Origin of the sequence: Luteococcus sp. H101 (assembly GCF_038433155.1) — a bacterium.
GTDB lineage: Bacteria > Actinomycetota > Actinomycetes > Propionibacteriales > Propionibacteriaceae > Luteococcus.
The window spans coordinates 23,288-36,365 of sequence record NZ_JBCDMW010000035.1 but is presented as its reverse complement, the minus strand read 5'-3'; the positions used below and the strand labels follow the sequence as shown (position 1 = coordinate 36,365).

At 70.2% G+C, this 13,078-nt stretch carries 12 protein-coding genes and 1 other RNA gene; 9 read left to right on the top strand and 4 right to left on the bottom strand.

All coding sequences use genetic code 11. The annotated features are described in order from the left end of the window. Positions 1–161: 161 nt before the first annotated feature. Positions 162–1,403: a multidrug effflux MFS transporter gene (locus AAEX60_RS14220; protein ID WP_342104224.1), complete on the bottom strand. Its 1,242-nt coding sequence runs from the start codon at positions 1,401–1,403 to the stop codon at positions 162–164. A gap of 145 nt (positions 1,404–1,548) precedes the next feature. Here AAEX60_RS14220 and AAEX60_RS14215 point away from each other — a divergent pair, with 145 nt between their 5' ends. The 3 genes from AAEX60_RS14215 to rnpB all read left to right on the top strand — a co-directional run bounded on the left by AAEX60_RS14215 (position 1,549) and on the right by rnpB (position 4,224). After that, the gene (locus AAEX60_RS14215) at positions 1,549–2,295 is read left to right on the top strand and encodes a zinc ribbon domain-containing protein (RefSeq protein WP_342104223.1); all 747 of its coding nucleotides are present in this window, start codon (positions 1,549–1,551) and stop codon (positions 2,293–2,295) included. 42 nt (positions 2,296–2,337) lie between these two features. Continuing rightward, positions 2,338–3,792 carry an RNB domain-containing ribonuclease gene (locus AAEX60_RS14210; RefSeq protein WP_342104222.1) on the top strand — a complete coding sequence of 485 codons (1,455 nt, stop codon included), beginning with the start codon at positions 2,338–2,340 and terminating at the stop codon, positions 3,790–3,792. Positions 3,793–3,814: 22 nt separating this feature from the next. Continuing rightward, positions 3,815–4,224: RNase P RNA component class A (rnpB, locus tag AAEX60_RS14205), an RNA gene on the top strand. Positions 4,225–4,346: 122 nt separating this feature from the next. Here the strand turns inward: rnpB and map are convergent. Further along, positions 4,347–5,198: a type I methionyl aminopeptidase gene (map, locus tag AAEX60_RS14200; RefSeq protein ID WP_342104221.1), complete on the bottom strand. Its 852-nt coding sequence runs from the start codon at positions 5,196–5,198 to the stop codon at positions 4,347–4,349. A 25-nt stretch (positions 5,199–5,223) separates the two neighbouring features. On the opposite strand from map, the gene AAEX60_RS14195 reads away from it, so the two are divergent. Further along, complete coding sequence (locus AAEX60_RS14195; RefSeq protein ID WP_342104220.1) at positions 5,224–5,457, top strand: hypothetical protein; 234 nt, start codon at positions 5,224–5,226, stop codon at positions 5,455–5,457. Between the two features lie 29 nt (positions 5,458–5,486). Here AAEX60_RS14195 and AAEX60_RS14190 read toward each other — a convergent pair whose 3' ends face one another. Further along, complete coding sequence (locus AAEX60_RS14190) at positions 5,487–6,398, bottom strand: DUF2510 domain-containing protein (RefSeq protein ID WP_342104219.1); 912 nt, start codon at positions 6,396–6,398, stop codon at positions 5,487–5,489. 99 nt (positions 6,399–6,497) lie between these two features. Here AAEX60_RS14190 and glnA point away from each other — a divergent pair, with 99 nt between their 5' ends. The 3 genes from glnA to AAEX60_RS14175 are packed head-to-tail and all read left to right on the top strand — an operon-like array spanning position 6,498 to position 8,448. Beyond that, positions 6,498–7,799, top strand: coding sequence for a type I glutamate--ammonia ligase (gene glnA / locus AAEX60_RS14185; RefSeq protein WP_342104335.1), 1,302 nt, complete (start codon positions 6,498–6,500; stop codon positions 7,797–7,799). A gap of 29 nt (positions 7,800–7,828) precedes the next feature. Then, positions 7,829–8,272 carry a DUF1707 SHOCT-like domain-containing protein gene (locus AAEX60_RS14180; protein ID WP_342104218.1) on the top strand — a complete coding sequence of 148 codons (444 nt, stop codon included), beginning with the start codon at positions 7,829–7,831 and terminating at the stop codon, positions 8,270–8,272. Continuing rightward, complete coding sequence (locus AAEX60_RS14175) at positions 8,269–8,448, top strand: hypothetical protein (protein ID WP_342104217.1); 180 nt, start codon at positions 8,269–8,271, stop codon at positions 8,446–8,448. Before AAEX60_RS14180 ends, AAEX60_RS14175 begins: the two co-directional genes overlap by 4 nt. On the opposite strand, the gene AAEX60_RS14170 is transcribed toward AAEX60_RS14175, so the two are convergent. After that, entirely contained in the window at positions 8,433–9,194 is a 762-nt protein-coding gene (locus AAEX60_RS14170; RefSeq protein WP_342104216.1) for a sterol carrier family protein, read from the bottom strand. The two genes, AAEX60_RS14175 and AAEX60_RS14170, sit on opposite strands and share 16 nt — an antisense overlap. A gap of 109 nt (positions 9,195–9,303) precedes the next feature. Between AAEX60_RS14170 and AAEX60_RS14165 the strand changes: the two genes are divergently transcribed. Both AAEX60_RS14165 and AAEX60_RS14160 read left to right on the top strand, forming a co-directional pair. After that, the gene (locus AAEX60_RS14165) at positions 9,304–12,288 is read left to right on the top strand and encodes a bifunctional [glutamine synthetase] adenylyltransferase/[glutamine synthetase]-adenylyl-L-tyrosine phosphorylase (protein WP_342104215.1); all 2,985 of its coding nucleotides are present in this window, start codon (positions 9,304–9,306) and stop codon (positions 12,286–12,288) included. Continuing rightward, on the top strand, positions 12,285–13,040 hold the full coding sequence (locus AAEX60_RS14160; protein ID WP_342104214.1) for an SDR family NAD(P)-dependent oxidoreductase: 756 nt from the start codon (positions 12,285–12,287) through the stop codon (positions 13,038–13,040). Before AAEX60_RS14165 ends, AAEX60_RS14160 begins: the two co-directional genes overlap by 4 nt. The last annotated feature ends 38 nt before the right edge of the window (positions 13,041–13,078 follow it).

Sequence of the window (13,078 nt, the reverse complement as noted above, 5' to 3'; positions counted from 1 at the left end):
GGCCGCGACGGTCGTTGAGCAGGCAGTGCTGGGCGATCCCGAAGATCCAGGCCCGGGCGTCGTCCAGGTCCAGTGGCAGGACTTGGATCCGCCGCCAGGCCGTGGTCAACGCCTCCGCGACGACGTCCGCCGCGCCAGATGACCTGCCCCAGCGCGGAACTCTAGTCGTAGCTCTCGGCGCGCAGTCGTCGGGCGACGAGCAGCAGCACCAGCAGACCAAGGCCGGCGGAGGCCAGGATCACCAGCGGGATCGGGCGGGAGGTGCCGTCTTCCAGTGCGCCGACCAGCGGGGTGACGATGCCGCCCATGGTGAACTGGGCCGCCCCCAGCAGGGCGGCGGCGGTGCCGGCGGCCTCCCCGTGCCGGTGCAGCGCGACGGCGGGCGCATTCGGCAGGGCGATGCCCAGACCCATCATCACCAGGAACATCGGTGCCAGGAAGCCGACCAGCCCGCCGATCCGGAATTCGGCCAGGGCCAGCATCACCAGCGCCCCAGTGACGATCACCGCCAGCCCGGTGATCAGCCCACGCACCGGGCCGACCCGGCGCACCAGCCGCGGGTTGAACTGGCTGGACAGGCTCAGGCCCAGCGACATCGACGCGAAGGTGACACCAAAGGCCTGCGGGCTCAGCCCGAAGACCCCCTGCATCACGAAGGGCGAGCCGGAGACATACGCGAACAGGGCGGTGAAGATCATCGCGGCGACGAAGACCACCGCCAGGAAGAGCTTGTCCGAGAGCACTCGTCGGTAGGCGGCCAGGGTGCCGGCAATCGTCGCCGGAATCCGGCGTTCGGGTGGCAGGGTCTCGGCAAGCTGGTTGCGGGTCAGCAGACCGATCAGCACCGCGGCCAGGCCCAGCACCACGAAGACCCCACGCCAGGAGGTGAAGGTCAACAGCCCGGAGCCCACCAACGGCGCAAGGATCGGTGCCATGCCGGTGATCAGCGCCAGCCGGCTGAACAGTTCGGCGGCCCGCATGCCGCGGAAGAGGTCGCGGATCAGCGCCTGGGAGGCGACGGCCACGGCGGCCGCGGCGAAGCCCTGCAGCAGCCGGCCCGCCAGCAGCACCCCGATGCTGGGCGCCAGCCCGCAGGCCAGGCTGGCGACGGCGTGCACCACCAGGCCGGCCAGCAGCGGGCGGCGGCGCCCCACCGCGTCGGAGAGCGGGCCGAAGACCAGCTGACCCAGGCCAAGGCCCATCATCATGGCGCTCAGCGTCAGCTGCGCCTGCGAGCTGGAGGCGCCCAGGCTCTCCGCCAGGTGTGGCAGGGCGGGCAGGTAGGTGTCGATCGTCATCGGGCCCAGCGCCCCGAGGATGCCGAGCACGATCACCAGACGTCGGTACTGGGCGGCGTCCAGGCGGTCGCCGGGCATGGCGCTGGCGGGGGTAGGGGTGCTCATGGGGGTCCTTCCCGCGGCAGGGCCGGGGCTTGCAAGAGGTGGGCGGGCTCATTCTACCGGCTGGTCAGCCCTCTTTTGCCCGCGGCAGTGGGTAGGCTGCCACCCAGGCCCCGCGAGAGTTCCGGGGCGGGAACAGGAGAAGACCATGCTTGCCGAACCTGCCGACCAGATGCGGTTGCTGGACCTTGCCGCCGTGGACCTGCAGGTGAACCAGCTGCAGCACCGTCGCCGCACCCTGCCCGAGCTGGAGACCATCAAGACGCTGATGGCTGAACGCGCCACCCTGGTGGAGAACCAGGTGGCCGCCCAGACCCGGCTCAGCGACGCCCAGGCCGACGCCAAGCGGATCGAGGATGACCTCAACCCGGCCCGGGAGCGGCTGGCCCGCAACCAGAAGCGCGTCGACGACGGCAGCATCGGGGACCCGAAGGCGCTGCGCTCCCTGACCGAGGAGATCGAGCACCTGGGTGGCCGGATCAACAAGCTGGAGGACGACGAGCTGGACGCCATGCAGGTGGTGGAGGACCTTGGGATCGAGGTGGACCGGCTGACCATGCAGCGCAAGGAGCTGGAGGACCGGATCCGCGCCCTGATGGCCAAGCGGGACTCCCAGCTGGCAGACCTGGACGCCGAGCTGGCCGAGCGCCACAAGGAGCGCGAGGCCCACGTGCGGCTGTTGCCCGCGCCGCTGGTGGCCACCTATGACAAGCTCTCGGCCCGGATGGGGATTGGCGCAGCCGAACTCAAGCAGCGTCGCTGCACCGGCTGCCAGCTGGAGGCCAACCTGGCCGACCTGCGTCGCTATGCCGCGGCCCCCGCCAACGAGGTACTCCGCTGTGAGGAGTGCGACCGGATCCTGGTCCGCACCAAGGAATCCGGCCTGCCCGACTGAATGCCTGCCTGACCCACTGCTTGACCCAGCTGAGGAGAAGCCATGCCAACCCGTCACATCAGCGCCCAGCAGACCCCGGAGCCGATCCGGGCCGGGATCGAGCGGCTGCGCTCCGAGCTGGAGGTGCCGTCGGGTTTCCCCGACGACGTCCAGCGCGCCGCGGACCAGGCCGCACAGGCAGGACCCTTGGATGCCGAGCGGTGGGAGCTGGGGGAGCGGGTTGACCACACCCAGATCGACTTCGTCACCATCGACCCCGAGGGTTCGATGGACCTGGACCAGGCGCTCTTCCTGGAGCGGCTCGACGACGGTTTCCGAGTCTGGTACGCGATCGCCGACGTCGCCGCGTGGGTGGAACCGGGCGGCCCGGTGGATTCGGAGGCGCACCGGCGGGGACAGACCTTCTACGCCCCGATCGAGCGGGCGCCCCTGCACCCGTCGAGCCTGAGCGAGGGGGCCGCCAGCCTGCTGGCCGACGGCAAGCCCCGTCCCGCGCTGGTCTGGCAGGTGGAACTGGACGCCACCGGCGCCCAGCGCTCCGCCACGGTGCAACGCTCGCTGGTGCGCTCCCGGGAGCGGCTGGACTATCTCGGCGTGCAGAAGATGCTGGACGACGGCACCGCGCCCGAATGGCTGCAATTGCTGCGCGAGGTCGGCCAGCTGCGTGAACAGCAGGAGATCAGCCGCGGCGGCGTCAGCCTGAACCTGCCCGAGCAGGAGATCGTCGCCGAGGGGGACCGGTGGCGCGTGGAGTTCCGCTCCCCATTGCCCGTCGAGGGTTGGAATGCCCAGATCTCCCTGCTCACCGGGATGGCCGCCGCCGACATGATGCTGGCCGCCGGCGCCGGGATCCTGCGCACCCTTCCACCGGCGGAGGAGCGCGACGTGCAGCGGCTCAAGGCCACGGCCCGCAGCCTGCAGATCCCGTGGCCCCAGGGCATGGGGTACCCGGACTTCGTCCGTTCGCTCGACGTCAGCCAGCCCCGCCATCTGGCGATGATGACCTCCTGCACCCGGCTCTTCCGTGGTGCCGCCTATACCGTCGTCGGGCCTGAGACGGCGGGGCAGAACCTGAAGCACAATGCCCTGGCCGCCCATTACGCGCACTGCACCGCGCCGCTGCGTCGGCTGGTGGACCGTTATGTGGGCGAGATCTGCGTCCACCTGTGCAGCCAGACTCCGATCCCACAGTGGGTCACCGACGCCCTTGCGGCCCTGCCCGACGAGATGCGCGCTAGCGACCAGCGGGCCAAGAAGTTCGAGCGAGGCGTGGTGGACCTGACCGAGGCGCTGGTGCTGTCCAGCCATGTGGGGCAGGAGTTCACCGGCACCATCGTCGACTACGACGACAAGCGCGGCGAGGGCACCATCTCCATCGCCGAGCCGGCCACCGAGGGCCGGATCAAGCAGCGTGGGCTGGAGCTGGGGCAGGAGGTCACCGCCCGGCTGGATGCAGTCGACCTGAACAAGGGCACCGTGGTCTTCGCCCCGCAGTGAGGGGCTTACACTGGACGACGGACGAGTCGGCCGGGTGATCGCGGGAAGCATGCTTCCTGAGGAAAGTCCGGACTCCACAGGGCAGGGTGGTCGGTAACACCGACCCGGGGTGACCCGCGGGAAAGTGCCACAGAGAACAGACCGCCAGCGGCAACGCTGGTAAGGGTGAAACGGCGGTGCAAGAGACCACCGGCGCCCCAGGTGACTGGGGCGGCCTGGCAAACCCCACCCGGAGCAAGACCAAGAAGGCCCACCCCTGGTGGGTCGCGGACGTGATCGAGGGCTGCCCGCCCGAGCGTCCGGGTAGGTCGCACGACGCCAATCCTTCGGGAGGGCGCGTCGAAGGCGTCTGGCAACAGGCGTCGCAGATGGATGACCACCCATCGCGGGCAACCGCGAGGACAAAATCCGGCTTACAGGCCGACTCGTCTTCCAGTCCTGGGGCAGAGGCCGGCGCCCCTTGGCCCTCGGGGGCGCACAAGTTGGCAACTATTTGGCGATTTGCACGTTCAGGAAATTTTCTGTGTCCGCCAGGCTGCCAACTTGTGCAGACCTCAGTCGAGCTTGGTGATGATCTCGGCGCCCGACGGGGTGATCGCGATCGTCTGCTCGAACTGCGCCACCCGGGAGCGGTCATTGGTGACCACGGTCCAGCCGTCGTCCCACTGGTGGGAGTGGTAGTCCCCCAGGCAGAGCATCGGCTCGATGGTGAAGGTCATCCCGACCTCCATCGGAGTGTCCAGCCGCGGCTCGTCGTAGTGCAGGATGACCAAGCCGGAGTGGAAGGCGGTGTGCACGCCGTGGCCGGTGTAGTCCCGGACCACGCCGTAGTTGAAGCGCTTGGCATAGGACTCGATCACCCGGCCGATCACGCTCAGCGGCCGGCCCGGCTTGCACATCTTGATGGCGCGGTTCATCGCCTCCTGGGTGCGCTCGGCCAGCAGCCGGGACTCCTCGTCCACGTCGCCGCACAGGAAGGTGAAGCAGTTGTCCCCGTGCACGCCGTCCTTGAAGGCGGTGACGTCGATCTTGACCAGGTCCCCGTCCTCCAGCGGCCGGGCATCGGGGATGCCGTGGCAGATCACCTCGTTCACGCTGGTGCACACGCTCTTCGGGTAGCCCCGGTAGCCCAGCGTCGACGGGTAGGCGCCATGGTCCAGCATGTAGGTGTGCGCAATCCGGTCCAGCTCGTCGGTGGTCACGCCCGGGGCCACCGCCTTGCCCGCCTCGTGCATGGCCCCGCAGGCAATCCGACCCGCCTCCCGCATCTTCTCGATCGTCTCCGGTGACTGCACATTGCTGCCCATGTACGGTTGGGGAGCAGGCTTGTCCACGTACTCGGGGCGGATGATCGAGGACGGAACGGCCCGACGCGGGCTGATGGGATAGGGCTTGATGTCAGTCACGGACGCAGTCTAGTAGGAGGCAACGATGGCTCAGCTGGAGCAGTGGTACTGGTCTTTGACCGAACACCGGGTGGTTGGCGAGGGGGAGGCCAAGGCTGAGGACCGGCTTGGCCCCTACGCCACCAAGGAGGAGGCCGCCAACGCCCTCACTCACGTCCAGGAGCGCAACGACCAGTGGGACAATGACCCGCGCTACCGGGACGAGGATGCCGACGACGAGGAGCGCACCCACCTGGACGGCAGCCCCGTCGAGGAGTGAGCGGCGGCCGCCCGGGCGGCGGGGCTGGGTCAGCCCAGCTTCATGGCCTCCCGGGCGGAATCCACCACGCCCTGCACCGGCTGGTCCCCGATGGTGGCCGAGCTGACGAAGATGCCCATGGTGTCGGTGGACCCGGTGTCCACCACCACCACGTCGATCACGTCACCGGGCACCTGCGGCAGGCCCTCCATCTCCACGTACACCTCGCTGCGCAGGTGCCAGCCCTGCTTGCCGTCGATGGTGACGGCCTCGGTGACCAGGTCCTTGCGGCCGATGTAGCCGGAGTAGTAGCCGGAGGTGGCAAAACAGCTCATCATCATCCGGGCGCTGTTGCGCACCTCGGTGAAGCCGTCGGACTTGTTCACCGCGCCCACCGCCTGCACCGAGAACCAGGAGGTGCCGCCGCTGCGGTAGATCTCCTTGGTCTGGGCCTGCATGTCTCGGGTCCACGGCAGGCTGAAGGACATGCTGCTGGCATCGGCCCAGTCGCTGGCGGCCGGGATCACCAGCCCGCCGCCGCGCAGCTCATTGCCGGAGTGCGGGGTGACCTCGCCGCCGCCGGTGGGGCAGTTGACCATGGCGCCGCCGGTGGGGGCCGGCTCGCTCACGCCCGACGGGGTCGGGGTGGGGGTGTCGGTCTCATTCCACACCGGGCCGGTGGGGGAGGCGCTGTTGGTGTCCTCCGGGACGGCCTTGAAACCGTCGCTGCCACGGAAGAAGAGGGCCCAGACCAGCAAGGCCAGTACCAGCAGCCCGGCCAGCAGGGCGATCAGCGGCCCCTTGCCGCCCCGCTCGTCCCGCCCACCGGTGGGCGCCGCGAAGGCCACGGGCCGGGTCTGGCCCGGATTGTCCGTCGTCTCGGCAGACCACGCCGAGCCGTCCCAGTAGCGGAAACGGCCCGGTGCTCCCGCGGGGTCCGGGTACCAACCAGGCATCGACATGCCACCGAGTCTAGGTGCTCGCCTCTGTAACCCCACTGAAACACGATCGTTGGCAGACTGGGGGTCATGGACAGGCAGACAGAGTACGTGTTGCGCACGATGGAGGAGCGGGACGTGCGATTCGTCCGCTTGTGGTTCACCGACGTCCTGGGCTTCCTGAAGTCCGTCGCGATTGCCCCGGCCGAGCTTGAGGGGGCCTTCGCGGAGGGCGTCGGCTTCGACGGCTCCGCGATCGAGGGGTACGCCCGGGTCTACGAGGCGGACATGGTGGCCCACCCGGACCCGTCGACCTTCCAGATGCTGCCCTGGCGCACCCAGAGCAATACCGCCCGGATGTACTGCGACATCACGCTGCCCGACGGGTCCCCGAGCTTCGCCGACCCCCGGCATGTGCTCAAGCGGGCGCTGAACAAGGCCTCCGACATGGGCTTCACCTTCTACACCCACCCGGAGATCGAGTTCTTCCTGTTCAAGTCACCCGTCGTGCCCGGGGTGGAGCCCACCCCGCTGGACATGGGCGGCTACTTCGACCACACCACGCTGGGTGACGGCACCGACTTCCGCCGCGACGCCATCCAGATGCTGGAGCGGATGGGCATCAGCGTCGAGTTCAGCCACCACGAGGGCGCGCCCGGCCAGCACGAGATCGACCTGCGTTATGCCGACGCCCTGACGATGGCCGACAACATCATGACCTTCCGGGTGGTGATGAAGGAGGTGGCCGTCAGCCAGGGGATCGAGGCGAGCTTCATGCCCAAGCCCTTCACCGAGCACGCGGGCAGCGGCATGCACACCCACATGAGCCTCTTCGAGGGCGACACCAATGCCTTCTACGACGCCACCGACCAGTACCGGCTGTCGAAGACCGGCAAGCAGTTCGTGGCCGGACTGCTGCACCACGCCGCCGAGATCACCGCCGTCACCAACCAATGGGTCAACTCCTACAAGCGACTGGTGGGTGGGGGAGAGGCGCCCAGTTTCATCTGCTGGGGCCGCAACAACCGCTCCGCGCTGGTGCGGATCCCGATGTTCAAGCCGGACAAGTCCTCCAGCGCCCGGATCGAGCTGCGCAGCATCGATTCAGCCGCCAACCCCTACTTGGCCTATGCCCTGATCCTGGCGGCCGGGTTGTCCGGGATCGAGCACGAGATGGAGCTGCCCGACGAGGCCGCCGACGACGTGTGGGCCCTGAGCGACCGGGAACGACGGGCAATGGGCATCGCCAGCCTGCCGCACAACCTGGACGAGGCGATCCGGGAGATGGAGAACTCCGAACTGGTGGCCGAAACGCTGGGGGAGCACGTCTACGACTACTTCCTGCGCAACAAGCGGGCCGAGTTCGAGGAATACCGGCGACAGGTCACCCACCACGAGCTGAGTACCCTGCTGCCGCGCCTGTGAGCGATCCCGTCCGCCGATAGGCTCGGGGCATGAGCGAGAACCTGCCGGCGCGCCAGGTGCGCGCCGGTGACCAGGAACGGGCCGCGGCCGTGGAACGGCTTTCCGTCGGCTACCAGGAGGGAATGCTGGATCTGGCGGAGTTCACCGAGCGGATGGAGCGAGCGTGGTCGGCGGTGCACGTCACCGACCTGGACGTGCTGCTGGCGGACCTGCCCGCCACCACCGACCGCCCGCTGCCCGCGTTGCGGCCGATGGGCAGCGATCTGGAGCGTTCCCGGGTGGTGGGTGGCACCGGCCTGCCGGTGACCTTCGCCCTGATGTCGGGCGCCTCCCGGGCCGGCGAGTGGACGGCCGCCGGCACCCACACGGCCGTCGCCATCATGGGCGGGTGGAGCTGGACCTGCGCGAGGCCTGCTTCACCCAGCCGAAGACCACGGTGCTGGCCTTCGCCCTCATGGGTGGGATCGACGTGATCGTGCCGCCGGACGTGCGGGTGCGGGTGCACGGGTTGCCGGTGATGGGCGGCTTCGGCGCCGAGGGGAGCATCAACCCGGACCAGCTCCCGGCCGATGCCCCGGTGGTCACCATCCAGGGCGTCGCCGTGATGGGTGGCGTCTCGGTGGAGCGTCGGGGCTACGACGAGGACTGAGCCAGGTCGATCAGCGGCAGCATCCGCTCCAGCGCCAGGAAGTGACTGCCGGAGGCGGTGACCAGGCCCTGGGCCATGGCATCGTCCAGGGTCAGTAACCCGGTACCCAGCCGCAGCCAGGTCAACTCGTCGGTCTCCACCACATTGGGCGGGGTGCCGCGGGTGTGCGTCGGGCCCTCGCCGAAGGCGCCCACCTGCACCGCGCTGGCCGGCGGGATCCGCACCTCGATGGTCTGCCCCGGGTAACGCTCGCCCAGCGCTTGGGAGAGCGCCCGCACATCCATCCGCAGCGCCGCCGGTTGCAGCGTCGCGCCGCCGGCGAGCACCGCCAGCACCGAGAGCTCCAGCAGCGTGACCCGCAGGTAGTCCACCAGGTGGGAGTTGCCGAACTGGTTGCGGATGCTCACCGGCAGGTTCCCGGCCAGGACGGAGGCCAGCGTCGCATTGCGGGCGGCACACAGCCGGCGCAGCGCCTGCGGGGACGTGTTGTCCGCCAGCTCCGCCGTCATCTCGTCCAGCTGGGTCCGGCCGGCGCTGCGATGGCTCAGCAGGCTGGCCCAGCTCTGGTGGCGGGCATTGGTGGGGTTCTCGATCCCGTCGAGCAGGTCATCCAGCAGCACCACCACCCGGGCCCGGGCGTGGGCGCTCAGGGCCACCTGCCCCCCGCACATGGCGCGACACTGCCCCAGCAGCACCTCACCTGCGGTGCGCAGGGCGCGATCGCTTCGTGCCGCCATGATGCTCATGCTCCGAATCTTTTGTGACAAGGGTTTCTGTCAGGTTACCCCGACATGACATCCGGGCGAATGCCCAGTTGTCATAGTCTCTTGCCACACGGTCTCGAGGAGGGTGGCAATGGCGCGGATGACCAGCACGCCGGGGGAACTGGCCCGGCGGGGATTCCTGGACGTGGACCAGGCGGTCCGGGACCTGACCGCCCTGGCGCAGCGACGCGAGCTGCCCGGCGGCGCCAGCCTGGTGCTGGAGGGGGACGCCGGCTGGCTGAAGCTGCTGGAGGCCAGCGCCGACCCGGACCTGGCCCTGCTGGGGCTGAACCGGCTCGACGAGAAGGCCCCCGAACTGCTGGCCCCCTTCGCCAGTGACCCGGCCGCCGGCGCCCGGCTGGCCACCGTGCTGGGCGGCTCCCAGGCGCTGAACCAGCACCTGGTGGCCCATCCCGAGTCACTGCAGATCCTGCTGGCCGACCCGGCCCGGCTGCCCGGTGACCAGCTGCGGGCGGCGGTGCTGACGGCGATCGGCGTGGACCCGGCCGATCCCCGGCCGGTGGCCGCGGACGACGGTGCCGCGGACGCCCTGCGGATTGCCAACCGCAACCACCTGCTGCGGATCGCGGCCCGGGACCTGGGGGCCGCCGACCCGTACGCCATCGTCGACGACGTCGCGGCGGAGCTGGCGGACCTGGCCGATGCGCTGGTGGAGGGCGCGCTGGCGATTGCCCGCAGCCAGGTCCCCGGGCAGGAACACACCCGGCTGGGCATCGTCGCCATGGGAAAGTGCGGCGCCCAGGAGCTGAACTACATCAGCGACGTGGACGTGATCTACGTCGCCGAGCCCGCCGATGACGACACTTCCTCGGCCCGGGCGGTGGAGATCGCCACCCGGCTGGCCGCCAAGGTGAGCCAGATCTGCTCCGCGCACTCCGCGGCCGGCTCCATCTGGCAGGTGGACGCCAACCTGCGGCCCGACGGCAAGTCGGGCCCGCTGGTGCGCAGCCTGGCCAGCATGGAGACCTACTACGCCAAGTGGGCCAAGAACTGGGAATTCCAGGCGATGCTGAAGGCCCGGGCGATGGCCGGGGACCTGGAGATTGCCCAGTCCTTCGTCGACATCGTCCAACCGCACGTCTGGCGGGCGGCCGAGCGCGAGCACTTCCTGGCAGAGACCCAGGCCATGCGCCAGCGGGTGATCAGCCTGCTGCCGGCGGCCCAGGCCACCCGGGAGATCAAACTGGGCGCGGGCGGCCTGCGCGACGTCGAGTTCTCCGTCCAGCTGCTGCAACTGGTGCACGGCCGGGTGGACGAGCGGGTCCGCGGCCGCGCCACCCTGGCCTGCCTCAAGGACCTGGTCGACGCCTGCTACATCGGCCGGGCCGACGGGGCGGAGCTGGACGCCGCCTACCGCTTCCAGCGCACCCTGGAACACCGCATCCAGCTCTACAAGCTGCGCCGCACCCACCTGCTGCCCGAGGACGAACGCGAACTGCGGGTGATAGCCCGCGGCCTGCGGATGCCCGACGGCGCCCAGCAGCTGAACGAGACCTGGCGGGCCACCAGCCGTCGGGTGCTGCGGCTGCACCAGCGGGTCTTCTACTCCCCACTGCTGGCCGCCGTCACCAGACTCAACAGCGACGAGCTCAAGCTCACCCCGGAACAGGCCGGGGACCGGCTGCGGGTGCTCGGCTTCCAGGACCCGAAGGCGGCCCTGCAGCACATCGAGGCGCTCAGCACCGGGGTCAACCGGCGCACCGAGATCCAACGCCAGCTGCTGCCGGCCATGCTGGCCTGGCTGGCCGAGGGGCCCAATCCGGACCTAGGGCTGCTCAGCTTCCGTCAGGTCTCCGAGGCGCTGGGCAACAACAGCCCGTGGTACCTGCGCGCCATGCGCGACGAGGGGGAGATGGCCGAGCGGTTGGCCCGGATCCTGTCCTCCAGCCGATTGGCCGTCGACCTGCTCAAGCGCGCACCGGAGATGGTCCGGGTGCTGGCCAAGGACGACGAATTGCACCCGCGCGCCCGGCAGGACGTGCTGGCCTCCATGCTGAGCGCCGCCAAGCGGCACGATCAGACGGCCGACGCCATGGCCTCGGTGCGGGCGATCCGCCGCTCCGAGCTCTTCCGGCTGGCCGTCGGGGACATCCTGGGGGTCACCACGCTGGACGAGCTGGGCATCGGGTTGAGCGACCTGGCCGGCGCCACCATCGACGCCGCCCTGACCGTGGCCCGACGCGAGGTGCCCGACGCCCCGGAGCTGGGCGTGGTTGCCCTGGGCCGGTGGGGCGGCGGGGAGATGGGCTTGGGCAGCGACTGCGACGCCATGTTCGTGATGGCCGACAGCGATGACCAGGAGGCGGGCAAGCGCGCCACGCAGCTGATCGGCAAGCTGCGCACCCTGCTGGCCACCCGCGGGCCGGACCCGGCGCTGGAGATCGACGTCGACCTGCGGCCCGAGGGCAAGAACGGCCCGATGGTGCGCAGCCTGTCCAGCCTGGCCAGCTACTACCAGCGCTGGTCGGTCACCTGGGAGGCGCAGGCGCTGCTGCGCGCCGCCCACGGCGCGGGGGATCCGGACCTCACCGCCCGAGCACTTGAGCTGGTCAATCCGCTGCGCTGGCCCGTCGACGGGCTGGAGCGCTCCCGGCTGAACGAGATCCGCAAGCTGAAGAGCCGGATGGAGAAGGAGCGGATTCCACGGGGCACCGACCCCCGGCGCAACACCAAGCTGGGCCCCGGTGGGCTGAGCGACGTGGAGTGGACCGTGCAGGTGCTGCAGCTGCAGCACGCGCACGAGCTGCCCGGCCTGCGCACCACCGCCACGCTGCCCGCGCTGCACGCCGCCACCGAGGCCGGACTGGTGGAGCCGGCCGATGCCCAGGTGCTGGAGGAGGCCTGGCGGCTGGCCAGCCGGCTGCGGAACAAGATCATGCTGGTCCGCGGGCGGGCCAACGACGCGATCCCCGGCGACGCCCGGGAGGCCGACGCGGTGGCCACCATGCTGGGCTATGACCGCGGGCAGGTCTCCCAACTGCTGGACGACTACCGGCGCACCACCCGTCGGGCCTCCCAGGCGGTGGAGAAGTACTTCTGGGGAGCGGCCGAATGAGCGCGATCCTGCTGCTGGGCGGCCGCTCCGGGATCGGGCTGGCGATCGTCGAGGCGCTGCTGGCCGAGCATCCGGGCAGCGACGTGCTGCTGGCCCAGCGCCCCCGGCCGGAGGAGGCCGACGGCGAGAGGGCGCGGGTGGCCGAGCGGCTGCGGGCGGCCGGGGCAGGCGCCGTGGAGGTGCTGGACTTCGACGCCCTGGCGTTGGACACACACCAGGCCCTGGTGGAGCGGGTCTTCAGCACGCACCGGGTGGGTCACGCGGTGGTCGCCTTCGGGGTGCTGGGGGACCAGCGGCAGGCCCGGAGCGACGTCGGCGCGGCGCAGCGGCTGCTGACGGTCAATGCCACCGCCGCGGTGGGCATCGGGGTGGCGCTGGCCAATGCGATGCGACGCCAGGGTGGCGGCGCGATCATCGCCCTCAGCTCCGTGGCGGGAGTGCGCGTGCGGCGCTCCAACTTTGTCTACGGCGCCAGCAAGGCCGCGATGGACGCGAGCTACCTCAACCTGGGCGACGAGCTGGCGGGCAGCGGGGTGCGGGTGCTGGTGGTGCGCCCCGGTGCCGTCGCGACACCGATGATCGCCGGGAACAAGCCGGTGGCCTTCACCGTCGAGCCCCACGAGGTGGCCCGGGCGACGGTGCGCGCCCTGGATTCCGGCAAGGCGGTGGTGCACGTCCCGGCACTCTTCGGCCCGGGGATGGTGCTGGCCGGTCTGATGCCCCGCGCCCTGTGGCGCCGCCTCCCGGTGTAGACCGAACGTACTGGATCACGGTCTCGCGTCACCATGTG

What these genes read in the sequence shown, in the direction of transcription:
- AAEX60_RS14160 (WP_342104214.1), top strand. Translation starts at nt 12,285, where the DNA reads ATGAGCGCGATCCTGCTGCTGGGCGGCCGCTCCGGGATCGGGCTGGCG.
- AAEX60_RS14190 (WP_342104219.1), bottom strand. Translation starts at nt 6,398, where the DNA reads ATGTCGATGCCTGGTTGGTACCCGGACCCCGCGGGAGCACCGGGCCGT.
- AAEX60_RS14210 (WP_342104222.1), top strand. Translation starts at nt 2,338, where the DNA reads ATGCCAACCCGTCACATCAGCGCCCAGCAGACCCCGGAGCCGATCCGG.
- AAEX60_RS14195 (WP_342104220.1), top strand. Translation starts at nt 5,224, where the DNA reads ATGGCTCAGCTGGAGCAGTGGTACTGGTCTTTGACCGAACACCGGGTG.
- AAEX60_RS14165 (WP_342104215.1), top strand. Translation starts at nt 9,304, where the DNA reads ATGGCGCGGATGACCAGCACGCCGGGGGAACTGGCCCGGCGGGGATTC.
- AAEX60_RS14220 (WP_342104224.1), bottom strand. Translation starts at nt 1,403, where the DNA reads ATGAGCACCCCTACCCCCGCCAGCGCCATGCCCGGCGACCGCCTGGAC.
- AAEX60_RS14215 (WP_342104223.1), top strand. Translation starts at nt 1,549, where the DNA reads ATGCTTGCCGAACCTGCCGACCAGATGCGGTTGCTGGACCTTGCCGCC.
- glnA (WP_342104335.1), top strand. Translation starts at nt 6,498, where the DNA reads ATGGAGGAGCGGGACGTGCGATTCGTCCGCTTGTGGTTCACCGACGTC.
- AAEX60_RS14180 (WP_342104218.1), top strand. Translation starts at nt 7,829, where the DNA reads ATGAGCGAGAACCTGCCGGCGCGCCAGGTGCGCGCCGGTGACCAGGAA.
- AAEX60_RS14170 (WP_342104216.1), bottom strand. Translation starts at nt 9,194, where the DNA reads ATGAGCATCATGGCGGCACGAAGCGATCGCGCCCTGCGCACCGCAGGT.